This is a genomic window from Brevundimonas sp. T2-11 (assembly GCF_055397675.1).
On the sequence record NZ_AP027920.1, the window covers coordinates 1,689,301 to 1,711,950 of the forward strand.

General features: G+C 66.9%; 23 protein-coding genes and 1 other RNA gene. 15 read left to right on the top strand and 9 right to left on the bottom strand.

The features are described 5' to 3' along the window. Positions 1 to 60: 60 nt before the first annotated feature. Together ACZ5XO_RS08430 and lexA are read left to right on the top strand one after the other, a co-directional pair. Positions 61 to 549 (top strand): hypothetical protein, encoded by a 489-nt coding sequence (locus tag ACZ5XO_RS08430; RefSeq protein WP_464161926.1) that lies wholly within the window; start codon positions 61 to 63, stop codon positions 547 to 549. A 188-nt stretch (positions 550 to 737) separates the two neighbouring features. Next, positions 738 to 1,430, top strand: a complete 693-nt coding sequence (lexA, locus tag ACZ5XO_RS08435; RefSeq protein ID WP_464161927.1) for a transcriptional repressor LexA — start codon at positions 738 to 740, stop codon at positions 1,428 to 1,430. Here lexA and ACZ5XO_RS08440 read toward each other — a convergent pair. After that, positions 1,411 to 3,387: a ComEC/Rec2 family competence protein gene (locus ACZ5XO_RS08440; RefSeq protein WP_464161928.1), complete on the bottom strand. Its 1,977-nt coding sequence runs from the start codon at positions 3,385 to 3,387 to the stop codon at positions 1,411 to 1,413. The genes lexA and ACZ5XO_RS08440 overlap by 20 nt on opposite strands. Before the next feature lie 196 nt (positions 3,388 to 3,583). Between ACZ5XO_RS08440 and gltX the strand changes: the two genes are divergently transcribed. Together gltX and gltA are read left to right on the top strand one after the other, a co-directional pair. Next, complete coding sequence (gene gltX / locus ACZ5XO_RS08445; RefSeq protein ID WP_464161929.1) at positions 3,584 to 4,999, top strand: glutamate--tRNA ligase; 1,416 nt, start codon at positions 3,584 to 3,586, stop codon at positions 4,997 to 4,999. Between the two features lie 65 nt (positions 5,000 to 5,064). After that, a complete protein-coding gene (gltA, locus tag ACZ5XO_RS08450; protein WP_464161930.1) occupies positions 5,065 to 6,366 on the top strand; it encodes a citrate synthase in 1,302 nt (433 codons plus the stop codon). A gap of 91 nt (positions 6,367 to 6,457) precedes the next feature. Here gltA and ACZ5XO_RS08455 read toward each other — a convergent pair whose 3' ends face one another. After that, a complete protein-coding gene (locus ACZ5XO_RS08455) occupies positions 6,458 to 6,808 on the bottom strand; it encodes a RusA family crossover junction endodeoxyribonuclease (protein WP_464161931.1) in 351 nt (116 codons plus the stop codon). A gap of 103 nt (positions 6,809 to 6,911) precedes the next feature. On the opposite strand from ACZ5XO_RS08455, the gene fumC reads away from it, so the two are divergent. Continuing rightward, positions 6,912 to 8,303, top strand: coding sequence for a class II fumarate hydratase (gene fumC, locus ACZ5XO_RS08460; protein ID WP_464161933.1), 1,392 nt, complete (start codon positions 6,912 to 6,914; stop codon positions 8,301 to 8,303). Between the two features lie 64 nt (positions 8,304 to 8,367). Here fumC and ACZ5XO_RS08465 read toward each other — a convergent pair whose 3' ends face one another. Both ACZ5XO_RS08465 and ACZ5XO_RS08470 read right to left on the bottom strand, forming a co-directional pair. Then, positions 8,368 to 8,760 carry a YccF domain-containing protein gene (locus ACZ5XO_RS08465; RefSeq protein WP_464161934.1) on the bottom strand — a complete coding sequence of 131 codons (393 nt, stop codon included), beginning with the start codon at positions 8,758 to 8,760 and terminating at the stop codon, positions 8,368 to 8,370. Between the two features lie 98 nt (positions 8,761 to 8,858). Beyond that, entirely contained in the window at positions 8,859 to 9,092 is a 234-nt protein-coding gene (locus ACZ5XO_RS08470) for a DUF2171 domain-containing protein (protein ID WP_105563462.1), read from the bottom strand. Between the two features lie 65 nt (positions 9,093 to 9,157). Here ACZ5XO_RS08470 and ACZ5XO_RS08475 point away from each other — a divergent pair, with 65 nt between their 5' ends. Then, a complete protein-coding gene (locus tag ACZ5XO_RS08475) occupies positions 9,158 to 9,409 on the top strand; it encodes a DUF4169 family protein (protein WP_464161935.1) in 252 nt (83 codons plus the stop codon). On the opposite strand, the gene ACZ5XO_RS08480 is transcribed toward ACZ5XO_RS08475, so the two are convergent. After that, positions 9,406 to 10,326 (bottom strand): DMT family transporter, encoded by a 921-nt coding sequence (locus tag ACZ5XO_RS08480; protein WP_464161936.1) that lies wholly within the window; start codon positions 10,324 to 10,326, stop codon positions 9,406 to 9,408. The two genes, ACZ5XO_RS08475 and ACZ5XO_RS08480, sit on opposite strands and share 4 nt — an antisense overlap. A gap of 142 nt (positions 10,327 to 10,468) precedes the next feature. On the opposite strand from ACZ5XO_RS08480, the gene ACZ5XO_RS08485 reads away from it, so the two are divergent. The 3 genes from ACZ5XO_RS08485 to ACZ5XO_RS08495 are packed head-to-tail and all read left to right on the top strand — an operon-like array spanning position 10,469 to position 11,835. Next, on the top strand, positions 10,469 to 10,879 hold the full coding sequence (locus ACZ5XO_RS08485; protein ID WP_464161937.1) for a YbaY family lipoprotein: 411 nt from the start codon (positions 10,469 to 10,471) through the stop codon (positions 10,877 to 10,879). Positions 10,880 to 10,882: 3 nt separating this feature from the next. Beyond that, a complete protein-coding gene (locus tag ACZ5XO_RS08490) occupies positions 10,883 to 11,119 on the top strand; it encodes a ribbon-helix-helix domain-containing protein (protein ID WP_105563465.1) in 237 nt (78 codons plus the stop codon). Beyond that, positions 11,116 to 11,835 (top strand): SIMPL domain-containing protein, encoded by a 720-nt coding sequence (locus ACZ5XO_RS08495; RefSeq protein WP_464161938.1) that lies wholly within the window; start codon positions 11,116 to 11,118, stop codon positions 11,833 to 11,835. The genes ACZ5XO_RS08490 and ACZ5XO_RS08495 overlap by 4 nt, the downstream gene beginning before the upstream one ends. Here the strand turns inward: ACZ5XO_RS08495 and ACZ5XO_RS08500 are convergent. Then, a complete protein-coding gene (locus ACZ5XO_RS08500) occupies positions 11,816 to 12,190 on the bottom strand; it encodes a DUF488 domain-containing protein (protein WP_464161939.1) in 375 nt (124 codons plus the stop codon). The genes ACZ5XO_RS08495 and ACZ5XO_RS08500 overlap by 20 nt on opposite strands. A 1-nt stretch (position 12,191) precedes the next feature. Further along, positions 12,192 to 12,503, bottom strand: coding sequence for a hypothetical protein (locus ACZ5XO_RS08505; RefSeq protein ID WP_464161940.1), 312 nt, complete (start codon positions 12,501 to 12,503; stop codon positions 12,192 to 12,194). 148 nt (positions 12,504 to 12,651) lie between these two features. Between ACZ5XO_RS08505 and ACZ5XO_RS08510 the strand changes: the two genes are divergently transcribed. After that, positions 12,652 to 15,000 (top strand): ATP-dependent helicase, encoded by a 2,349-nt coding sequence (locus tag ACZ5XO_RS08510; protein WP_464161941.1) that lies wholly within the window; start codon positions 12,652 to 12,654, stop codon positions 14,998 to 15,000. Here the strand turns inward: ACZ5XO_RS08510 and ACZ5XO_RS08515 are convergent. Further along, complete coding sequence (locus ACZ5XO_RS08515; RefSeq protein WP_464161943.1) at positions 14,997 to 16,151, bottom strand: low temperature requirement protein A; 1,155 nt, start codon at positions 16,149 to 16,151, stop codon at positions 14,997 to 14,999. The genes ACZ5XO_RS08510 and ACZ5XO_RS08515 overlap by 4 nt on opposite strands. Here ACZ5XO_RS08515 and ACZ5XO_RS08520 point away from each other — a divergent pair. Together ACZ5XO_RS08520 and parE are read left to right on the top strand one after the other, a co-directional pair. Then, complete coding sequence (locus ACZ5XO_RS08520) at positions 16,150 to 17,499, top strand: O-antigen ligase family protein (protein WP_464161944.1); 1,350 nt, start codon at positions 16,150 to 16,152, stop codon at positions 17,497 to 17,499. The genes ACZ5XO_RS08515 and ACZ5XO_RS08520 overlap by 2 nt on opposite strands. Positions 17,500 to 17,503: 4 nt before the next feature. Further along, on the top strand, positions 17,504 to 19,597 hold the full coding sequence (gene parE / locus ACZ5XO_RS08525) for a DNA topoisomerase IV subunit B (RefSeq protein WP_464161945.1): 2,094 nt from the start codon (positions 17,504 to 17,506) through the stop codon (positions 19,595 to 19,597). Between the two features lie 15 nt (positions 19,598 to 19,612). Here parE and ACZ5XO_RS08530 read toward each other — a convergent pair whose 3' ends face one another. Further along, positions 19,613 to 20,683 carry an Mrp/NBP35 family ATP-binding protein gene (locus tag ACZ5XO_RS08530; RefSeq protein WP_464161946.1) on the bottom strand — a complete coding sequence of 357 codons (1,071 nt, stop codon included), beginning with the start codon at positions 20,681 to 20,683 and terminating at the stop codon, positions 19,613 to 19,615. A 149-nt stretch (positions 20,684 to 20,832) separates the two neighbouring features. Here ACZ5XO_RS08530 and miaA point away from each other — a divergent pair, with 149 nt between their 5' ends. From miaA to ACZ5XO_RS08545, 3 genes are all read left to right on the top strand, one after another. Continuing rightward, positions 20,833 to 21,645: a tRNA (adenosine(37)-N6)-dimethylallyltransferase MiaA gene (gene miaA / locus ACZ5XO_RS08535; RefSeq protein WP_464164883.1), complete on the top strand. Its 813-nt coding sequence runs from the start codon at positions 20,833 to 20,835 to the stop codon at positions 21,643 to 21,645. A gap of 14 nt (positions 21,646 to 21,659) precedes the next feature. Then, positions 21,660 to 22,025, top strand: a transfer-messenger RNA (tmRNA) gene (gene ssrA, locus ACZ5XO_RS08540). A 115-nt stretch (positions 22,026 to 22,140) separates the two neighbouring features. Continuing rightward, positions 22,141 to 22,638, top strand: a complete 498-nt coding sequence (locus ACZ5XO_RS08545) for an SspB family protein (RefSeq protein ID WP_464161947.1) — start codon at positions 22,141 to 22,143, stop codon at positions 22,636 to 22,638. Positions 22,639 to 22,650 lie beyond the last annotated feature (12 nt).

Genomic DNA, 22,650 nt, shown 5'->3' on the forward strand with positions numbered 1-22,650 from the left:
GCAGGAAATGTCCGCAGTCGAACCGTTGCGGACATCCACTGCGTCCGCTCATATATCTAGATGACGATGTTCGATTTGCCGGCCGTTAGGATTCTTGTCGGTGCAACGCTGGTCTTGGGCGGCGGGTGCTTCGACGAGCACACGACCGAACAGCAACGGTTTGTCGCCCGAGATGGAAAAGGGCAGATCATCGCTACCGTGACCCTGGAGCAACCGCTCTCCGCTCACGACACCAGCCTTACCTTCGATGGCCCCCCTGAACCGGGACACACTGTTTTAGTCGAACCAATGACTTTCGAGGATGCAGGAACGTTTCAATGCCACTGGTCCAAGCTCATCACCATTTGCAAAACGGCTGAACAAGAGCCCGCCGAGACCCGCCTAGCGGCGGGTGGCTATGTCCGTCGGCTCGATGCTGAGACTGTCATTGTATCCGACGCGCCCGGCGGCGTTGCAGGCGATTTCGCGACTTTTCGTGATGGGCGTCTGATCGCGTTCGGAGTCCGAGACCAATCCGGCGCGACGCCTTGGCGATACGATGCGCTCTAGGTCCGCTTCCCACCCTTAGACGACATCCCGAGGGACTGCTTTGAGTGGCAAACCTCCCTGCCGATGGAAATCCTGCTGTCATTGGGTTTGACGACAACGTCCCCCGAAACCCGTCGAGTTGACATTCAGCAAGAACACTTACAGAACATCGACAACGGTTCACGCCTTGTTCTGGAAGCCCTGCGCCCATGCTCACCAAGAAGCAGCACGAACTCCTGATGTTCATTCACGAACGGATTCAGGAAACGGGCGTCTCGCCCTCCTTCGACGAGATGAAGGAGGCGCTGGATCTGGCGTCCAAGTCGGGCATCCACCGCCTGATCACGGCGCTGGAGGAGCGCGGCTTCATCCGCCGCCTGGCCCACCGCGCCCGCGCGCTGGAGGTCGTCAAGCTGCCGGAACAGGCCACGGCGGGCGCGCCGCGCGGCCATGCGGGCTTCAAGCCCGGCGTGATCGAGGGCGGCGGTCGCCCCAAGGCGGCCGAACCGGCCAACGACACGCGCGAACTGGCCCTGATGGGCAAGATCGCGGCTGGCACGCCCATCGACGCCATCGAGCATGAAACCGCCCGCTATCCGGTGCCCGAAACCATGCTGGGCGCGGGCGAACACTATCTGCTCGAGATCGAGGGCGACTCGATGATCGAGGCGGGCATCCTCAACGGCGACATGGTCATCATCAAATCGACCGCTGACGCCTCGTCCGGCGAGATCGTGGTGGCCCTGGTCGAGGGCGAACAGGCCACGCTGAAGCGCCTGCGCAAGAAGGGCGCCTCCATCGCGCTGGAGCCCGCCAACCGCAACTACGAAACCAAGATCTACGGCTCGGATCAGGTCGCGGTTCAGGGCAAGCTGGTCGGCCTTATCCGCCGCTATCACTGAAGTCGGGATCGGCCTGTCGGGTCCAGGGCCTCTGCCCCCTGACGTCCGCCGCCCACACCGCCTTCCAGCCCGCACCGACGCGCCACAGCTCGACCGAGCCGCCGCGCCCATAGTCTACGCCGTCCAGCACCAGCCTTTCGGCGCATGACGCCGGCAAGCTCAACAGCTCGGCGCGACTACTGACGACCTGCGACGAGCGGCACATCGCGTCCAACTGCTCGACCGAAGGCGGCTTCTTGCCCCACCACAGGGCGACCGGCCCGGCCTTGCTGGTTTCCGGCGCGCAGAAGGATCGCTTGCAGGACCAGCCTTCTTCCGGTCTCGGCGTCAGTTCCAGCCCACGCCGTCGCGACCACAGGTCCGCCGCGAACTGCCTTACGCCGGGCCGCACCACGACAGCCGCCTCTGCCTGACGCCAAGCCGCATTGGTCCCGCCGTCGCCGATCCACAGATCAGGCGCCGCCGGTCGCGGCCAGATCAGCACCGCCGCCGCCAAGGGCAGGCCCAGCCACCTCAACCGCCCGCGCCACAGGCAGATGAACAGGATGCCGAGGAAGGCGATCGGCAGGGCCGCCGCCGGTGCGCTGGCGATGGTCTGGACCGCCCCCGGCAGGCCCGCCGTCCAGTGACCGATGGCCAGCATCAGATCGACGCCCTTGCCCGCCAGCCACAGGAAGGGCGCGCCCAATCCCAAAGGCTCCAGCGCCGCGCCCAGCGCCAGGGCCGGCATCAGGATGAAGTCCGCGATCGGCGCCGTTCCCAGATTGGCCACCAGCCCATAGATGGCGGTGCGGTTGAAATGCTGCATGGCGAACGGACCCGTCGCCATGCCGGCCACCAGACTGGCGGTGCAGGCGACCAGCAGCCAACTGCCCAGCCGCTGCGCCGCCACGATGGGCCAGGGCGCGGAAATCTCCTTGATCCGGCGCGGCCAGACCTCGACCAGAGCGACCAGGGCCGCCGTCGCCGCGAACGACATCTGGAACCCCGGTGTGACGATGGCCTCGGGCTGCAACAACAGGACGACGAAGGCCGCCACCGCCAGGGCGTGCATGGTCACCGCCTGACGATCCAGCAGGATAGCGACGAAGGCGATGGAGGCGGTGATCGCCGCCCGCTCGGCCGGCGGCGGCGCCCCCGACACCGCCAGATAGGTCCCGACCGCGATCAGGCCCGCGACCGCCGCCACCTTCTTGCCCGACACCCTCAGCGCCAGCCACGGCCAGGCCGCAACGCCCAACCTCACAGCGAAGAAGACGAAGCCCCCGACAATGGCCATGTGAAGGCCCGAGATCGACAGGATGTGCGCCAGCCCGGAATCGCGCATGGCGTCCAGATCCTCGAGCCCGATCCAGGTCTCGTGCCCCGTGGTCATGGCGGCGGCGATCCCGCCGGTGCGCTCACCCAGCCGCGCCACGATCCGCTGCGCCAGAGCATAGCGCGCCGCATTGATCTTCATCGCCATACGCACCCGCCACGGCGGCTCAGGCAGGACCGTCGGTCGCGTTTCGCCGAGCGCGAACAGAGTCCCGCCCATGCCCTGAAAGAAAGCGTTGCGACCGAAATCATAGGCCCCCGGACTGGCCGGCGCCGGCGGCGGGTTCAGAATGCCATAGAGCCGCACCGCCGTCCCCGGCGCCGGGGGCTCGCCCCGCACCGTGGCCCGCAGCCGCACCGGCGTGGCCTCGGGCGTCAGCCCCCTGATCCGCACCGGCGCCACGACGATTCGCGCCCCGCGCTCGCCGGGGCTGTCGACATCCATGACCCAGGCCTCGACCACGGTCGGCTCTGCCAGGGCTGGCGCGATCGGCCCGCTGACCGCCTCGGTCCGCAGCTTGGCGACCGCCGCCCCGCCGCACAGGCAGGTCAGCATCAAAAGCAGCAGGGTCCAGCGCCGCGCCAGGCCGAACCGCCGCGCCATCAGCCACGCCGCGCTGCTCAGCACGGCCGCAAGCATCAACGGCCACCCCGCCGGTTCGCTCTTCAAGGTGAAATAGATCGCGCATCCACCGCCGAGAAAGACCGGCGTCCACAGCCTCCAGCGATCCACCTGGTCCGCAACCTCGGCGCGCGCCCCCTCAAGAACCCTTAAGGCAAGGCTTCGCTTTGGCGCGCGCGGGCGTATAAGGGCCTCCGCAACGGACCCTTCCTGAATGACCTCCCCCTCCTCGACTGTCGTCACCCGCTTCGCCCCCTCGCCTACAGGCTACCTGCATATCGGCGGGGCGAGAACCGCGTTATTCAATTGGCTCTACGCCCGGAGCCGGGGCGGCAAGTTCCTGATCCGCGTCGAGGACACCGACCGCGAGCGTTCGACCGACGACGCCGTCAAGGCCATCTTCGACGGCCTGTCCTGGCTGGAGCTCTTCGGCGACGAGGAGCCCGTCTTCCAGTTCGCCCGCGCCGACCGCCACCGCGAGGTGGCCGAGCAACTGCTGGCCTCGGGCCACGCCTATCGCGACTTCCTGACCGCTGACGAAACCAACGCCCTGCGCGATCAAGCCAAGGCCGAGGGTCGCGACTTCGTCTCGCCCTGGCGCGATCGCGAACCGAGCGTCGACGACCTGGCCAAGCCGTCCACCATCCGTTTCCGTCGTCCGCTGGATCAGGCGGTGACCGTCGATGACGCAGTGCAAGGCAGCGTGCGCTGGGAATCCTCGTCCCTGGATGATCTGGTCATCGTCCGCTCCGACGGAGCCCCGACCTACAACCTCGCCGTGGTCGTGGACGACCACGACATGGGCGTGACCCACGTCATTCGCGGCGACGACCACCTGAACAACGCCGCCCGCCAGAGCCTGATCTACGACGCCCTGGGCTGGACCCGGCCGACCTTCGCCCACATCCCGCTGATCCACGGCCCGGACGGCGCCAAGCTGTCGAAGCGTCACGGCGCCCAGGCGGTGCATGAATATGCCGAGATGGGCTATCTGCCCGAGGCCATGCGCAACTATCTGGCGCGCCTGGGCTGGGCTCACGGCGACCATGAGCTGTTCAGCGACGAACAGGCCATCGCGTGGTTCGACCTGCCCGGAATCGGCAAGGCGCCCGCCCGCCTCGACTTCGACAAGCTGGCCCACGTCAACGCCCACTGGATCCGTCTGGCCGAGGACGACCGGCTGGCCAAGCTGACCCTGGACGCCCACCTTACCGCCGGTCGCGCCCTGCAACCCGACGACGAGGCCCGCCTGTTGCGCGCCATGCCCTTCGTCAAGGACCGCGCCAAGACCATCCTGGAGTTGGCCACCCAGACCGAGTTCGTGCTGAAGGCGCGCCCGCTCACTCTGGACGAGAAAACCCGCGGTCTGCTGAGCGGTGAAGGCGGTGAAAGAATTTCACGACTCCGTGAACGGCTCCGTCTTTTCCAGAGCTGGGACGTTTTCGCCCTCGAAGCCGAGCTTAAGGCGTTCGCCGAGGAAGAAGGCGTAGGCTTCGGAAAAATTGGACCTTCCATGCGCGGCGCCCTGACCGGTGGCGCCGTGTCGCCTGACATTGCGAGAATTCTCGCCGCCCTGGGACGCGACGAAGGTCTGGGGCGCTTGGATGATGCGCTGCAACAGACTAAGTGAACACCCATAACCACGCAGGCTGGACGCCTCCCCGCGCCCGGCCCGAAGAAAAATAAGGGGCCTAGATGACTGAACAAGCGAAACCCGCCGGCACGGCGACCTTCACCTACGGCGACAAGAACGTCGAACTTCCTGTCCTCGCGGGCTCCACCGGACCGGACGTCATCGACATCCGCAAGCTGTATGGCGCGACCGGCGCCTTCACCTTCGACCCCGGCTTCACCTCGACGGCGGCCTGCGAAAGCGCCCTGACCTTCATCGACGGCGACGAAGGCGTCCTGCTGCATCGCGGCTATCCCATCGACCAACTGGCTTCGAAGTCCAACTTCGTCGAAGTCTGCCACCTGCTGCTGCACGGCGAACTGCCGACCGCCGCCCAGTACGAGAAGTTCGAAAACAGCATCACCATGCACACCATGTTGCATGCGCAGTTCGATCGCTTCTTCGAAGGCTTCCGTCGCGACGCCCACCCCATGTCGATCATGGTCGGCACCGTCGGCGCCCTGTCGGCCTTCTATCACGACAGCCTGGACATCCATGATCCGGTGCAGCGCGACATCTCTGCCATCCGCCTGATCGCCAAGATGCCGACCATCGCCGCCCGCGCTTACAAGTACCACATCGGCCAGCCCTTCATCTCGCCGCGCAACGACCTGTCGTACGCCGAGAACTTCCTGCGCATGTGCTTCGCCGTTCCGGCCGAGGACTATGTGGTCGATCCGGCTCTGGTGCGCGCCATGGACCGCATCTTCACCCTGCACGCCGACCATGAGCAGAACGCCTCGACCTCGACCGTTCGCCTGGCCGGTTCGTCGGGCGCCAACCCGTTCGCCTGTATCGCCGCCGGCATCGCCTGCCTGTGGGGCCCGTCGCACGGCGGCGCCAACGAAGAAGCCCTGAACATGCTCAAGGAAATCGGGACGCCGGACCGTATTCCCGAGTTCATCCAAGGCGTTAAGGACCGCAAGTACAAGCTGATGGGCTTCGGCCACCGCGTGTACAAGAACTATGACCCGCGCGCCAAGGTCATGCAGCAGTCGGCGTATGAAGTGCTGGCCGCGACGGGGCGCGAGAACGACCCGCTGTTCCAGGTCGCCAAGGAACTGGAACGCGTCGCCCTGTCGGACGAGTACTTCACCTCGCGCAAGCTGTTCCCGAACGTTGACTTCTATTCGGGCATCACCCTGTCGGCGATGGGCTTCCCGACCACCATGTTCACCGTCCTGTTCGCCCTGGCCCGCACCGTGGGCTGGATCTCGCAGTGGCAGGAAATGATGGCCGATCCGTCGCAGAAGATCGGTCGCCCGCGTCAGCTCTACACCGGCCCGACGCAGCGCGACTACGTGCCGATCGAACAGCGCGGCTAAGGCCGTGTCGGGGTCGAGGAGATTTCGTCTCCTGACCACGGCCCAAAAAGAATGAAGACGCCGGGGCGAAAGCTCCGGCGTTTTTCTTTGCCTATTTCCTCGGAAACACCCGGATCGTGATCCGCTCGCGCTCGCCTTCGTTCCGTTCGACCAGCAGACGGGCGACCTGGCTGTCGTCGTGGAACAGATAGCCCTTGATGGCGTCCAGCAGGGCCTTCGCCAGGTTATCCAGGTCCATCCATGGCGCGTCGCCGACATGCTCCATGGTGATCTCGACGACGTAGTCGCCCCAGGCCGGGCACGCGCTCCACTCCTTGCGGAAGAACTCATAGGCCAGCGGCTTGTAGTATTTGGCCTGGGTGGTCAGGCCGTCGATGGTGATCTCCACCGTGTCGCCGACCTCGCGTCCGCGTACCTTTCCCGTGCCGATCCAGCCTTCCACGCGCGCCTCGTTCTCTTAGCCAATGGTCGGGCCGCCTTGCCCCGCCGCGTCTGCGTGCTACACCGCCCGGCATCTTCCCGCCACGTCTGAGAACGAGCCTGCGATGAGCAACGTCCGCATTGAAACCGACACCTTCGGCCCCATCGAGGTCGCCGCTGATCGCTATTGGGGCGCGCAGGCGCAGCGCTCGCTCGGCAACTTCAAGATCGGCTGGGAAAAGCAGCCCCTGCCCGTCGTCCGCGCCCTGGGCGTCGTCAAGCGCGCCGCCGCCGAGACCAACCGCGACCTGGGCAAGCTGGACGCCAAGCTGGCCGACGCCATCATCGCCGCCGCCAATGAAGTGATCGAGGGCAAGCTGAACGACCACTTCCCGCTGGTCGTCTGGCAGACGGGCTCGGGCACCCAGTCGAACATGAACGCCAACGAGGTGATCTCGAACCGCGCCATCGAGATCCTGGGCGGCGAGATGGGCTCCAAGAAGCCGGTCCACCCCAACGACCACGTCAACATGAGCCAGTCGTCGAACGACACCTATCCGACGGCCATGCACGTCGCCTGCGCCGAGCAGGTGGTCAACGACCTGCTGCCCGCCCTGAAGCACCTGCACGCCGCGCTCGACGCCAAGTCCAAGGCATGGGCCCACATCATCAAGATCGGCCGCACCCACACCCAGGACGCCACGCCCCTGACCCTGGGTCAGGAGTTCGGCGGCTATGCGCAACAGGTCGCCAACGGCATCGAGCGCATCGAGCAGACCCTGCCCAAGCTGATGGAACTGGCCCAGGGCGGCACCGCCGTCGGCACCGGCCTGAACGCCCCGATCGGCTTCGCTGAAAAGGTCGCCGAGAACATCGCCGCCATCACCGGCCTGGCCTTCACCACCGCCCCGAACAAGTTCGAAGCCCTGGCCGCCCACGACGCCATGGTCTTCAGCCACGGCGCCATCAACACGGTCGCCGCCTCGCTGTTCAAGATCGCCAACGACATCCGCTTCCTCGGCTCCGGCCCGCGTTCGGGTCTGGGCGAACTGGCCCTGCCGGAAAACGAGCCCGGCTCGTCGATCATGCCGGGCAAGGTCAACCCGACCCAGTGCGAGGCCCTGACCCAGGTCTGCGCCCAGGTGTTCGGCAACAACGCCGCCCTGTCGTTCGCCGGCTCGCAAGGCCACTTCGAGCTGAACGTCTATAACCCTGTCATGGCCTACAACTTCCTGCAGTCGGTCCGTCTGGTCGCCGACGCGGCCATCAGCTTCACCGACAACTGCGTCGTCGGCATCGAGGCGCGTGAGGACAATATCGAGCGCGGCCTGAACAACTCGCTGATGCTGGTCACGGCCCTGAACGGCAAGCTGGGCTACGACACCTGCGCCAAGATCGCCAAGACCGCGCACAAGAACGGCACCACCCTGCGTCAGGAAACCGTCGGCGGCGGCTATCTGACCGACGCCGAGTTCGACGAAGCCGTCCGCCCCGAGAAGATGATCTCGCCGGGCTGATCGGCGCTAGCAGACTGAAACAAGGACGGCGGCGAGAGCGATCTCGCCGCCGTTTCTGTTTGCCCTAACGATCCCGAATAGTCCGCCCGACAGGGGCCAGCGACAGCTTGGCCAGTTCGACGTTCTTCAGCGCGAACGGGATGCCGATGATCGAGACGAACTGCGGCACGGCGATCAGGATATGGGCCAGGGCGATGTACCAGCCGGCCAGCACCAACCAGATCACGTTCAGCCCGACGCCCAGGCAGCCGACGCCCAGATCGGCCGGGTTCGGATCGCGCCAGACGATCTCGCGCCCGAACGGCCAGAAGGAATAGCTGGCGATCCGCCACGCCGAAAACGCCCACGGCAGCCCCACGACCGTCAGGGCCAGCAACAGCCCGCCGAACAGCCAGGCCAGGCCGGAGGCGAAGCCCCCGAGGAAGAACCACAGCAGGTTCAGGATCAGTCGGATCAAGGTCATCTCCCCATGCGCCATACGGCGTGACGTCCCTGATATGGCGAAAGGCCCCGCCTGTTACAGCGGGGCCTGGGTGAATTCGCGGTAAGGCGAGGCTAGTGCTTTTCCATCCAGCGCGCCTTGGCTTCGTCCTTGGTCATGGTCAGATGGACATGCTCGTCGACATGATCGACCCAACTGACCGGGATCATGTGATGCTTCAGGCCTGACCCCATGTCGAACTTCGCCAGTTCGATCTGATCGCCCATCACATGGTCCACTCGACCGACGTGCCCGCCGTCTGAACCGACGACTTCAAGATGTTCCTTGATCATCGAGGCGTTTATCATGACCCTCTCCATGGCTGTTTGGGGTGATGGTGAAACGGCCCGCGTCGCGAACGGGTCCATCACGATTGCCGCTCGAAGGAGTTCACGATGTCGCCAACCTTCCCGTTCGCGCCCCCGTCTGGTCGCGCCTGATGGGCGAGATCGTCAATCTGAACAAGGCGAGAAAGGCCCGCGACAAGGCCGAGGCCAGGCGCACCGCCGACGCCAACCGCCTGGCCTTCGGTCGCACCAGGGCCGAGCGCCTGACGACGCAGAAGGAGCGCGACCGCGACGCCGCCCGCCTGGACGGCCACAAGCTGGACGAGCCTGAAACCTAGGCCGCCGACCGCTTCGGCGCGCGGATCAGGAACAACTGCCCCGCCAGCACCAGGCCCAGCCCGACGAAGGCGATCCAGCCGAACTTCGCCCCTCGACAGCACGACACCAGCATGGCGATCGGCGGGGTCAAGGCCGAGATATAGCTGGCCAAGGCGTAGCCGCGCGCCCGGGCGATGGTGAAATACAGGCCAAAGGCGATCACCGAGCCGAACAGCGACAGATACAACAGGGAAATGACATAGGCCGGGCTCCAGGCCACCGACCACGACACCCCGGTGATCAGGCCGTAGAGCGCCAGGGCCCCCGTGCCGTAGGCCATGGCCCAGGCCGTGCCGGGCAGGACCTGCGCCCCGGCCTGCTGCCCCTTCCAGGCGAACCAGTTGCCGAAGGCCGAGGCCACGACTGCGATCACGGCGAAGGTCACGCCCTCGACCGCGTGCAGTCCCAGCCCAGCCCCCATGACCTCGCCGCCCGACAGGACCGCCACACCGATCACGCCCATGCCCGCGCCCAGCCAGGCCGCCGGCGCCGCCTTCTGCTTCGAGGCCACACGGAACAGGATCAGGTTGAGGAAGGCCAGGGCCGCAAAGATCACCGCCACCACGGCCGAGGCGATCTTCTCCTCGGACGCATAGACGAAGGCGTAGCTGATCGCGAAGGAGAAGAACCCCTGCCCCATGGCCATCAGGTGCTGCGGCCGCGTCATGGCCAGTTTTCCGCCGGTCGCCTTGACCACCAGGGCCAGCACCGCCGCCGCGATGGCGAAACGCATCACCACCGACACCACCGGATCGACCGCGCCCAGCTGGAAGGTGATGGCGTACCAGGTCGTGCCCCAGATCAGGGCGCAGACGCCAATTCCGCCCAGAGCCAGGACGGCCGGAGACATCAGGGGCTTGGACGCGGTCTCGGTCACGGGCGGGGCCTCAAGGCGACTCAACGAAAACGAAAGCGGAACCTCCGTTAGCATCGGATCGCGACCGCCGCGCCTCACGTCTTGCAGCCTTATGTGACGCTCGCGCGTTCTGCTAAGCTATCCCCTCATAGGACCCTCCGCCATGCGCTTCCTTCCGCTGATCGCCCCGCTCGCCCTCGTGGTCGCCGCCTGTTCCAGCATGCCGGGCGACGAGGCCGCCTCGACCCAGGTGGACGTGACCGCCTCCTATCGCGAGCGCATCATGCTGACGCCTGGCCACGTGCTGACGGTCAGGGTCGAGGACGTCAGCCTGATGGACGCCCCAGCCCGCGTCATGGCCGAAACCAAGCAACCGCTGGATGGCCGTGGCCCGCCCTACGCCGTCACCCTGTCGGTGCCGAACAGCCAGATCGACCCGCGCCACACCTACGCCGTTCGCGCCGAGATCCGCGACCCGGCCGGCGCCCTGCGCTTCACCACCGACACCCGCCATTCGGTCCTGACCAACGGCGCGTCGAACAAGGCCGACATCATGATGGTCGGCGTTCGCTAGACCGTGAGCAGCCTCGCCAAGCGTTCCGTCCTCCTGTCCGGCCACGCCACCTCGGTGGCGCTGGAGCCGGAGTTCTGGGCCGTGCTGGACGCCATCGGGGCCGAACTGAACCTGGGCCGCGCCGCCCTCTTGATCCGCATCGACGCCTGGCGCGGCCGTCGCCCCCTCGCCTCGGCTTGCCGGGTTCTGGCCCTGCAATGGGCCGGCGGCGACCGCAGCTTCGCCGGAGAAGACGCATGACCGCCGACAAGCGACTGATCCCCGCCGCCGTCTTTGGCGGCCTGCTGGCCGTCGGCCTGATCGGCGGCGGCGCCCTGATCGGTCAGGGCGTGGTCAACGCCCGCGCCGGCGACCGCTCCGTCACCGTGCGCGGTCTGGCGGAAAAGGACGTGAAGGCCGATCTGGCCGTCCTGCCCATCCGTTTCACCGCCTCGGGCGACATCCTGTCCGAGGTTCAGGCCCGCATCGACGGCGACCTGGCCATCGTGCGTCAGTTCCTCAAGGCCCAGGGCTATCCCGACACCGCCGTCGATCTGGGCCCGCTCGGCGTCGCCGACACCCGCTCGCGCGAATACGCCAGTCAGACCGGGGGTCCGCGTTTCATCCTGACCCAGACCGTGATCGTGCGGACCAATGACGTCGACCGGGTCCAGACCACCACCCGCAATCTGAACGATCTGGTGCGTCAGGGCGTGGTGCTGCAGGACTTCCAGGGTCCATCCTACATCTTCACCAGGCTGAACGACGTACGCCCCGCCATGATCGCCGAGGCTACCGCCGCCGCCCGCACCGGCGCCGTGCAGTTCGCCAAGGATTCCGGCGCACCGCTGGGGCCGATCAAGTCGGCGGGCCAGGGCTCGTTCGAAATCCTGCCGCGCGACGGCTTCGGCGACGAAGCGACCTCGCTGAACAAGAAGGTGCGCGTCGTCACCACCATCAGCTATCGGCTGAAATAGGCCCCCGCTCACCGATGTAGTCCGCCAGCACCACGGCGTCATTGTGCGCCTCATCCCGCGCGCCATAGACCAGAGTGGTTCTACCCTTGCGGATCACATCCCTCAGTTGCTGGACGGCCTCGCTGTTGGCGTCCAGTTCGGCGCGATAGCGTTGCCGAAATCCGTCCCACCGCTTGGGATCATGACCAAACCATTGGCGCAGGGCCGTGCTGGGCGCGATCTCCTTCAGCCACAGGTCGATCGCTGCCTTCTCCTTGCTGACGCCGCGCGGCCACAGGCGATCGACCAGCACGCGCTGCCCGTCGTCTGTCGAGGCGGCCTCGTAGGCGCGCTTCAGGATGACCGGGCCGGGCACGTCACCCCTGCGGTTCCGGGCTGCTCGGCGCGGTCACGGTCGGCGGCTCGGCCGGACGCGGCACATCCGGCAGGTTCGGCGCTTCGGGCAGCTTGGGCGCCGGGACATTGATGTCCAGGTTGACCTCTGGCGTTTCCGGCGCGGCGGGCGGGTTTCCGCCCGAGTAGAGGAACCAGCCGATCACGGCGATAGCCACGACCACGCCACCGAGAATAAAGGCCAGAAGCCCGCCGCCGCCCTTGCGCTCGGCGCCGGTATTGATCGTCGTCTGATGCACGACACGTTCGGGCGGCGGGATATTGGGGTCCGTCATTCACAGGCTCCTCATCGCTTCGCTAAGGCCGAAAGAACGGGGGTCAGGCTTGGCGGTTCCCGTCCGCCAATTTCCAACGGGGCCTGACTTTGGCCGCTGTGCTGCTTATGTTCTCCTCCGAATCCGCCTTGCGTGAGCCGCTTATCCTGTGACCGACCTGCCTCCCCCCCGTATTTCCGACCTGGCGCGCGGCCACTCGCCACAAGGCGCGGCCGACTATCTGTCCGGCCTGAACCCCGAACAGCGACTGGCGGTCGAGACGACCGAGGGGCCAGTTCTGGTCCTGGCGGGCGCCGGCACGGGCAAGACGCGCGTCCTGACGACCCGTCTGGCCCATATCCTGGCCACCGGCCGGGCCAAGCCGTGGGAACTGCTGGTCGTCACCTTCACCAACAAGGCCGCGCGCGAGATGCGCGAGCGCATAGGCCACCTGATCGGCCCGTCGTCCGAGGGCCTGCGCTGGCTCGGCACCTTCCACTCGGTCGCGGCCCAGATCCTGCGCCGCCATGCGGAGCTGGTCGGACTGAAGTCCAGCTTCACCATCTTGGACACCGACGATCAGGAGCGGCTGCTGAAGCAGTTGCTCGAAGCGGCCAATATCGACACCAAGAAGCACACGCCCAAGTCCCTGGCCCACCTGATCGACCACTGGAAGAACCGCGGCTGGACGCCCGAAAAGCTGCCGCCCGGCGAGGACTTCGCCAACGGCAAGGGCCACGCTCTCTACGCCGCCTATCAGAAGCGCCTGGCCACGCTGACCGCCTGCGACTTCGGCGACCTGCTGCTGCACAACCTCACCATCCTGTCGCAACACGCTGATCTGGCCGCGGAATATCGCAACCGCTTCCGCTACATCCTGGTGGACGAATATCAGGACACCAACGTCGCCCAGTACCTGTGGCTGCGGCTGCTGACCTCCTCGACCGGCAATGTCTGCTGCGTCGGCGACGACGATCAGTCGATCTACGGCTGGCGCGGGGCCGAGGTGGACAACATCCTGCGCTTCGAACGCGACTTCCCGGGCGCGAAGATCGTCAAGCTGGAACGCAACTACCGCTCGACCAAGCACATCCTCGGCGCCGCCTCGGCCCTGATCGCGGCCAATCAGGACCGTCTGGGCAAGACCCTGTGGACCGAGGACGACAGCGGGGACAAGGTCCGCGTGCGCGGCGTCTGGGACGGCGAGGCCGAGGCCCGCCTGATCGCCGACGAGATCGAGACCGCCCGCAAGCAGGGCATGAAGTACAAGGACATGGCCGTTCTGGTCCGCGCCTCCTTCCAGATGCGGGCGTTCGAAGAGCGCTTCCTGATGCTGGCCATCCCCTATCAGGTCATCGGCGGCCCCCGCTTCTTCGAGCGGGCGGAAATCCGCGACGCCCACGCCTATCTGCGCCTGATCCAGTCCGAGGACGACGACTTGGCCTTCGAGCGCATCGTCAACGTGCCCAAGCGCGGCATCGGCGACACCAGCGTCCAGAAGATCCTGCACATCGCCCGCGAGAACGGCGTCTCGGCCATGCAGGCCGTCCGCCATCTGATCACGACGGACGAGCTTCAGGCCCGCACCCGCACGCCCCTGGCCAACTTCGTGCGCGATCTCGACCGCTGGCGTGATCTGGCCACCATGGGAACGCCCCACTGGCAGGTGACCGAAACCCTGCTGGACGAAAGCGGGTACACCGAGATGCAGAAGGCCGACCGCACCAGCGGCCAGACCCGCCTGGACAACCTCAAGGAACTGACCCAGGCCATGCAGGCCTTCGACACCCTGCAGGCCTATCTGGAGCACGTCTCCCTGGTCATGGACCTGGAACGCAACGCCGGTCAGGATTCCGAGACGGGCTCGGTTCAGATCATGACCCTGCACGGGGCCAAGGGGCTGGAGTTCCCGCTGGTCTTCCTGCCCGGCTGGGAGGAAGGCGTCTTCCCTAGCCAACGCAGCATCGACGAAAAGGGCATGAAGGGCCTCGAGGAGGAGCGCCGCCTCGCCTACGTCGGCGTCACCCGCGCCAAGCGCGACGCGCGCATCAGCTTCGCCGCCAACCGCATGGTCTATGGCCGCTGGACCTCGCAATTGCCCAGCCGCTTCGTCGACGAACTGCCCCTCGCCCACGTCGATCCGCAATCTGACACCGGCTACTACAACGGCGGCGGCGCGCCCGGCATGCAGCAGGCAAGCAAGAGCCGCTGGGACGACAGCCCCTCGTTCGGCGCCGGCTATTCCAGCCCCGGCTGGAAACGCGCCCAGAGCTTCAGCTCAAACCCGCCTTCGCGCCCATCTTCGGGTTCGGCACCCGCCCGCAAGGCGATCATCGAGGGGCAGAGCCGTCCCGTCGCGCCCAAGTCCAGCGGCGACTGGTCGCGCGGCGACCGCGTCTTCCATCAGAAGTTCGGCTATGGCGCCGTGCGCGCCGTCGAGGGCAACAAGCTGATCGTCGCCTTCGACAAGGCGGGCGAGAAGAAGGTCATCGACACCTTCGTGGAGAAGGCCTCCTAGGCCTTTCCACGGCCAGCGATGGATTCCCAGATCGCCGTCAGCACCAGAATGGCTGTCGAGGTCATGGTCAGGGCCAGCGGCGACAGTCCCTGCCCGAACAGCAGCGCCATGCCCAGGGCCGCTACCCCGGCGACGCGCGGCCAGGCGACCCTGCCCCAGATGCTGTAAACCGACAGGGCGGTCCCCAGCAGGAACAGCATCGGTCCGCCGATCAGGACCACCGTCGTCGCCACGCCCGCCGCGCCCCACGGATGGGCCAGGGCCAGCTCGTCGCCTACCGCCGTCACCACGATCCCCGCCACCACGATGATCGGGCAATAGGTATAGGTGCGTCGGGCGATAGCGCCGGGATCGGCGGCGTGGCTGATGGTCTCTGATCCCGCCTCATGAGCCTCGCTGAAGAAGAGCCACCACATGGTGATGGTGGTGATCAGGGCCGACCCGAAGACCGTCACGACCGTCGGCGTCCACGCCAGTTCGGCGAAGGTCGCCCCGGTGATGATGATAGACTCGCCCAGGCAGATGATGACGAACAGGCCGACCCGCTCGGCCAGATGCGCCCCCTCCACGTCCCAGTCCGTCGTGCTGGACCGACCCAGCCCCGGCACGAAGAAGGCCACGGCCGGCGCGGTGAATTCCAGGGCCAGGGCGACAAGCCAGATCGCCAGCCGGGTCTGTCCCTCGGCCAGTCCGCCGCTGATCCAGAAGGCGGCTCCCAGCAGGGCCCAGCACGAAATCCTTTGAAAGTTCGCCTTCTGCGTGGGCGATCCGCGCACAGCCCACAGGGTGAACAGGCTGCGTCCCACCTGAATGGAGGCGAAGGCGCAGGCGAAGAACAGCCCCTTGTCTCCGAACGCATGAGGCAGCGAGGTGGACATGATCAGGCCCGCCGCCATCAGGGCGAACAGCATCAACCGCACCGGCCCCCGCTCGGGGTCCAGCCAGTTGGTGATCCAGCTGGTGTCGATCCACACCCACCAGACCGCCGCCAGCAGGATCGCGGCCTCCAGCGCGCCCAGCGGCGTCAGGTGCGCCAGCAGCAGATGGCTGACCTGGGTGATGGCGAAGACGAAGACGAGGTCAAAGAACAGCTCGACAAAACCGACCCGAGCGTGTTCTCCCGGTCGTCGAACGCGCATCAGACTGGTCATGGCCTACCTTCCCACCCCGCAGATCGCTGACCGTGCCGCTACGCGCACGATCCGTCCAGAGGCGATGGCGGCTCCGGCCGCCCCGCCGCTGTGGGAGCAGATCGCCGCCGGTTTCATCATCTGCATGCTGACCGGCGCCCTTGTCGGCCCGGTTCTGGCCCCGGATCAGAGCGAGACGCCGATCCTCCGCCTGGTCTGGCTGCCGGTTTACGCCCTTGTGGCAAGCTTGCTGCTGCTGCACTTCAAGACCGTTATAAGGGCATGGCCAGCATGGGCGGCCCTGGGCCTCGTGGTCATCCTGGCCTTCGCTTCGAAATACTGGTCGATAGATCCGGAAACGACGCAGCGCCGCGTCATCGCCCTGACCATCAATGGTTCCTTCGCCATGTATCTGGGCTCTCGTTTCAGCGACGCCCACTTGCCACGCCTTCTGGCCTGCTGCGCCCTCGTCATGGGGCTGCTCAGTCTCTTCATGGTCTTTGCCGTTCCCTCGATCGGCGTACATCACGACATCAATGCCGGAATGTGGCGCGGCGTCTGGTATCAGAAGAACCAGATGGGCATTGTCATGGTGGCCGGCGCGACCGCCGCAGCCGCCTGGCTCGCCGCAGAAGATCGCCCCCACCCCGTACCGATCGCCACCATCGTGCTGTGTCTGGGGCTGGTGCTGGCGACGCAGTCCAAGACCTCTCTGCTCTGCGCCATGCTCGGTGTCGGCATCGTCGCCATCCTGTGGCTTCTGAAGCGTGCAGGGCCCGCTCTGATCATCGTCGCTATCTGGATCGGCGTCATTGGCGCCGCGGTCGCCTGGTGGCTATGGACCTTCGAGTCAGGCGAAATTCTGCAGAGCCTCGGCAAGGATCCGACCCTGACGGGCCGCACCGAGATCTGGGACGCCCTGTTCCGGATGATCGATCAAAGACCGTGGACCGGCTACGGCTACAACGCCTTCTGGGGCAAGGATTCCGAGCCCGCCACCTGGGTGCGTCATCAGACGGGCTGGTCAGTGCCTTCGGCCCACAACGGCTGGATCGACCTCCTTGTGCAGCTCGGCTGGCCCGGAGCCCTTCTGATCGGCACCCTGATGCTTTCATCCTACGCGCTGACTGTGGCGCGCCTGCCCTGGGCTGGCCGCCGCGAAGGCTTCTGGAGCATCGCCTACCTCAGCGTCTATCTGGTGCTGACCCTGTCCGAAAGCGTCCTGCTCAGCGCCCAGAACATGCCCTGGACCCTGTGCCTGGCCATCCTGGCGCGCGCTGTCTATCCCGAACCACGGCCTGAGCGCGTCACGCTTGCACCCAACCGTCGCGCGGCCTACCAGACCGGTCCCCGAATCGCCTCAGACTGAACCGATGGCCGACCTGTTCTCTACCCTCGACGACGCTGAACCCACCCGCCCCGAGGCGGAAGTGAAGGCGCCCGCCTCGCCTCAGCCAGCAATCGCGCCATCCACGCCCGTTGTGCACGAACCCAGGGTCGAGCTCGCCAGCCACGCCAGCACGGCGACGGCCGCCGCCACCGGCTATTCCGCCTCCTCGATCGAGGTGCTGGAGGGGCTGGAGCCCGTCCGCAAACGCCCCGGCATGTATATCGGCGGCACCGACGAGCGCGCCCTGCACCACCTCTTCGCCGAAGTCCTCGACAACGCGATGGACGAGGCCGTCGCCAAGCACGCCAAGCTGATCACCGTCGATCTGGACGCCGACGGCTTCCTGTCTGTGCGCGACGACGGCCGCGGCATCCCCGTCGATCCCCATCCCAAGCACCCCGGCAAGTCAGCGCTGGAAGTGGTCATGACCGTGCTGCACTCGGGCGGAAAGTTCTCGGGCAAGGCCTATGAGACCTCGGGCGGCCTGCACGGCGTCGGCGTCTCGGTGGTCAACGCCTTGGCCGAGCAACTGGACGTCACCGTCTGGCGCGACGGCTTCGAGTGGCGTCAGTCCTTCAGCCGCGGCCACGTCCTCGGCCCCATCCAGCAGGTCGGCCCGTCGAAGAAGAAGGGCACTCTGATCCGCTTCAAGCCGGATGAGCAGATCTTCGGCGTCGGCGCGGCCTTCAAGCCTGCCCGCCTGTTCCGCATGGCCCGCGCCAAGGCCTATCTGTTCCGCGGCGTCGAGATCAAATGGACCTGCGCGGCGGACCGCATCACCGACGCCACGCCGGAACAGGCCCTGCTCCACTTCCCGGGCGGTCTGGCCGACGCCCTGGCCGAGCGCGTGGGCGAACTGGAAACCGTCACCCCCGTCTTCGCCGGCCGCGCCGAGCGCAAGGGCGAAGCGGGCGCGCTGGAATGGGCCGTCACCTGGTCGCCCATCGGCTTCGGCGACGCCGACAGCTTCATCGGCTCCTACTGCAACACCGTCTCGACCCCCGACGGCGGCACGCACGAAGCCGGCTTCCGCGCCGCCCTGGTCAAGGGCCTCAAGGCCTATGGCGAGCTGATCAACGAGAAGCGCGCCGCCCAGATCACGGCCGAGGACGTCATCGCCAACGCCGGCGCCCTGATCTCGATCTTCATTCGCAACCCGGAATTCCAGGGCCAGACCAAGGACCGCCTGTCCTCCCCCGAGGGCCAGAAGCTGGCCGAACAGCTACTGCGCGACCCCTTCGATCACTGGCTGACCGAAAGCCCCAAGCAGGCCAACGCCCTGCTCGGCTTCGTCATCGACCGCGCCGAGGACCGCCTGCGTCGCCGCAAGGACAAGGAAGTCCAGCGCGCCGCCGCCACGCGCAAGCTGCGCCTGCCGGGCAAGCTGTCGGACTGCAGCCGTCAGGCCGCCGAGGGCACCGAACTGTTCATCGTCGAGGGCGACTCGGCCGGCGGCTCGGCCAAGCAGGCGCGCGACCGCACCACCCAGGCCATCCTGCCCCTGCGTGGCAAGATCCTGAACGTCGCCTCGGCCACGGCGGACAAGCTGCGCGCCAACGTCGAACTGTCGGACCTGGCCCTGGCGCTGGGCGTCCAGCCGGGGAGCCGTTTCAACATCGAAGACCTGCGCTATGAGCGCATCGTCATCATGACCGACGCTGACGTCGACGGCGCCCACATCGCGGCCCTGCTGATCACCTTCTTCTATCGCTCCATGCCCGAGACGATCCGCCAGGGTCGCCTCTTCATGGCCCTGCCGCCGCTTTACCGCATCAGCGCCGGCCCTCTGTCGGAATACGCCCGCGACGACGCCCACCGCGACGAGCTGCTGGCCACCGTCTTCAAGGGCAAGAAGGTCGAGATCGGCCGCTTCAAGGGCCTGGGCGAGATGATGGCCTCGCAGCTGAAAGAGACCACCATGGACCCGAAGAAGCGGACCCTGGCGCGCGTCTCCCTGCCCGACAGCGAAGAAGAGATCGAGGACCTGGTCGAACGCCTGATGGGCCGCAAGGCCGAGGCCCGCTACCAGTTCATCCAGGACAACGCCCGCTTCGCCGTCGCCGATCTGGACGTCTGAGGAAACGCCTCGGCCTTACAGGCCGAGGCTCTCCGCCACCCGCGCCGCCACTGCCGCAATTCGCTGTGCGACCTCGCCGTCGGGTTCGCCCGAGACCAGAGGCTGCCCGGCGTCGCCAGCCTGACGCAAGGCCGCGTCCAGCGGCAGGTCGCCGAGGAAGGCCACGCCCAGTCGCGCAGCTTCGGCCTCAGCCCCGCCTTGTCCGAAGATCGGGCCGCTCATGTTCTCGATCAGGCCCAGGGTCGGAACATTGACCCGCTGGAACAGGGTGTGGGCCCGGCGCGCATCGGCCAGGGCCACCTCCTGCGGGGTCGAGACGATGACCGCGCCGTCCAGCGGCGTCTTCTGGATCAGGGTCAGTTGCACGTCGCCGGTGCCGGGCGGCAGGTCGACCACCAGAACGTCCAGCGGCGCGTCTTCAGTTCCCCAGCGTGTCTGGGTCAGCATCTGGGTAATGGCCTGCGAGGCCATCGGCCCGCGCCAGATCATGGCGTCGTCGGCCTTGGTCAGCAGACCGACCGACATGGCCTTCAGACCGTGGGCGACGTGCGGCACGATGGCCCCATCGACATAATCCGGCTGACCCGAAAGCCCCAGCATGGTCGGCAGCGACGGGCCATAGACGTCAGCGTCCAGCACCCCGACCGACAGGCCGCGCGCCGCCAGCGCCGCGGCCAGGTTCACCGCCACCGTGGACTTGCCGACGCCGCCCTTGCCGCTGGCCACCGCCAGGACGCGCTTCACGTGGGCAGGACGATCCGTCGGAACCGGCGCCTTGGCCCGGCCCTGATCGGTCGCCGCCTTCGACAGGCCCGCCGTGCGACGCGGTGCAGCGGCGGGGGCCGTCTCAGCCGTCAGCACGACCGAGACCCGCTCCATGCCCGGCATGGCCCTCAGCGCCGCCTCGGCCGCGTCGCGCACCGGGGCGTAGATGGCGGTCTCGCCCGCCGGAACCTCCATGACGAAGCCCGCGCGATCTTCGGCCACCGTCAGCCCCTGCACCAGTCCGGCGGCGACCAGCCCCTGTCCGGATTTCGGATCGACAATGGCGTCGAGGGCGGCGGTTACGGCGGTGCGGTCGATCAAGGCTCTGCTCCTTGGCCCTTGCCGGGCCGGTCGCGGGCGTTCTATCGCCCTCTGGTCCTGTTCGCGAGCCTGTTCCTTTGACCAAAACGCCCCGCCTCACCCTGATCGCCGGCCCGACGGCCTCGGGCAAGTCGCGTCTGGCGCTGGAAATGGCCGAGCGGACCGGCGCCGTCATCATCAACGCCGACAGCCAACAGCTCTACGCCGACCTGCGCGTCCTCAGCGCCCGCCCGTCCATCGAGGACGAAGCCCGCGCCGAGCACCGCCTTTATGGCGTGGCCGACGCCGCCGAATCCTGGTCCGTCGGTCGCTGGACCCGGGCCGTCATGCCGCTATTGGGTGAACTGGCGGCCCAAGATCGTCCGGTCCTGCTGGTCGGCGGCACCGGCCTCTATTTCAACGCCCTGACGCGCGGCCTGGCCGACATTCCCGCCGTACCCGACGCCGTGCGCAACGCGGTTCAGGCCGCCTATGACCTTGAAGGCGAAGCCGCCTTCCGTCGCCGCCTGGCCGAGGTCGATCCGACGGCCGCCGCCGCCATCACTCCCGGCGACCGCCAACGCCTGATCCGCGCCCTGGCCGTGGCCCGGGCCACCGGCCGCTCGCTCAGCGACTGGAAGGCCGACACCAAGCCCTTGCTGACGCCGACGTCCTACGACGCCCTGGTGGTCGAGCCCCCGCGCGACCGCCTCTACGCCAACTGCGATGCACGCGTCAGTCTGATGATCGACAATGGCGCGGTGGACGAGGTCCGCAACCTCCTGGCTCGCAACCTTGACCCCGCCTTGCCCGCCATGAAGGCCGTCGGCGTGCCGGAACTGGCCGCCCACCTGTCAGGCAAGACCTCGCTGGATCAGGCCGTCGCCGCCATCCGCCTGTCCACCCGCCATTACGCCAAGCGCCAGCTGACCTGGTTCCGCAACCAGACCTCTGAATGGGCGCGTCATCCGGGTTTCGCCTGAGGTTTCTGAACCTTCCCCTTGGAAGCCGCCGTCCGAGCGCCTATATTGGAACTGTTCGGGTTCGCCCGGACTATGGCGATAAACGCGCCTGTAATAAGCGGACCGGACCCGGGTGCGATTCCCGGCGGCTCCACCAAATCTCTCACCGCGTTATCGGCGGGAGCTGCGGGGCCGACTAGCATCGACGGACGTGTAAAGAGGATGCTTTTGCCCGTCCTGGCCCACCGTATCGGGCCATTATCTAACTGCGAACGATAACTTCGCTGGAGAAGTCCGCCTCGCCGCGTAATGCGGTTCGGTTGATTTCGAACACTTAAGTCCTGGGGGTTCAGATCCTCAGGCGGGGCCCGGGGGGCGCCTGGCAACAGAAGCCCCCCACTTCCTTGGACATCGCAGGAACCTGGCGACAGAATCCCGTCGCTTTCCTTAAATCCGCATCTTCCGTCGCTCGCCTGTCGCGGGTAACAGTCGGCCGTTCCCAGTTTCGAGGCCCTGATGACGGATCAAGCCCCCCCGGTCGATGAGATGCACTATGAGCAGCTCGCCCAGGACGCCCTGCGCGGCGTGATCCGTTCTGCGCTGGAACGCGCGGCCGAGCCTGACGGCATTCCCGGCGCGCACCACTTCTACATCACCTTCAAGACACGGGCGCCTGGCGTCTCGGTGCCGGCGGACGTCCTGGCCAAGTATCCAGACGAGATGACCATCGTCCTGCAGCACCAGTACTGGGACCTGGACGTCCAGCACGACCGTTTCTCGATCATGCTGAAGTTCGGCGGCATGCCCAAGGTTCTGGCCATGCCCTATTCGGCCGTGACCCGCTTCTACGATCCCAGCGTGCAGTTCATGCTGCAATTCGAGGAGCCCGAGATCGTCGAGGCCGAGATCGCGCCCCTGTCGCCGCCTGCACGCGACCCGAACGCCGCCCCGCCGCCCTCGGGCGACGACGACGGCCCCAAGGTCGTCTCCCTGGACCAGTTCCGCAAGAAGTAGGCGCTGGCCATC

Coding starts and splice junctions, on each gene's coding strand:
- ACZ5XO_RS08430 (WP_464161926.1), top strand. CDS start 61: ATGACGATGTTCGATTTGCCGGCCGTTAGGATTCTTGTCGGTGCAACG.
- lexA (WP_464161927.1), top strand. CDS start 738: ATGCTCACCAAGAAGCAGCACGAACTCCTGATGTTCATTCACGAACGG.
- ACZ5XO_RS08440 (WP_464161928.1), bottom strand. CDS start 3,387: ATGCTTGCGGCCGTGCTGAGCAGCGCGGCGTGGCTGATGGCGCGGCGG.
- gltX (WP_464161929.1), top strand. CDS start 3,584: ATGACCTCCCCCTCCTCGACTGTCGTCACCCGCTTCGCCCCCTCGCCT.
- gltA (WP_464161930.1), top strand. CDS start 5,065: ATGACTGAACAAGCGAAACCCGCCGGCACGGCGACCTTCACCTACGGC.
- fumC (WP_464161933.1), top strand. CDS start 6,912: ATGAGCAACGTCCGCATTGAAACCGACACCTTCGGCCCCATCGAGGTC.
- ACZ5XO_RS08470 (WP_105563462.1), bottom strand. CDS start 9,092: ATGATAAACGCCTCGATGATCAAGGAACATCTTGAAGTCGTCGGTTCA.
- ACZ5XO_RS08485 (WP_464161937.1), top strand. CDS start 10,469: ATGCGCTTCCTTCCGCTGATCGCCCCGCTCGCCCTCGTGGTCGCCGCC.
- ACZ5XO_RS08495 (WP_464161938.1), top strand. CDS start 11,116: ATGACCGCCGACAAGCGACTGATCCCCGCCGCCGTCTTTGGCGGCCTG.
- ACZ5XO_RS08505 (WP_464161940.1), bottom strand. CDS start 12,503: ATGACGGACCCCAATATCCCGCCGCCCGAACGTGTCGTGCATCAGACG.
- ACZ5XO_RS08520 (WP_464161944.1), top strand. CDS start 16,150: ATGGCCTACCTTCCCACCCCGCAGATCGCTGACCGTGCCGCTACGCGC.
- ACZ5XO_RS08515 (WP_464161943.1), bottom strand. CDS start 16,151: ATGACCAGTCTGATGCGCGTTCGACGACCGGGAGAACACGCTCGGGTC.
- parE (WP_464161945.1), top strand. CDS start 17,504: ATGGCCGACCTGTTCTCTACCCTCGACGACGCTGAACCCACCCGCCCC.
- miaA (WP_464164883.1), top strand. CDS start 20,833: ATGGCCGAGCGGACCGGCGCCGTCATCATCAACGCCGACAGCCAACAG.
- ACZ5XO_RS08545 (WP_464161947.1), top strand. CDS start 22,141: ATGACGGATCAAGCCCCCCCGGTCGATGAGATGCACTATGAGCAGCTC.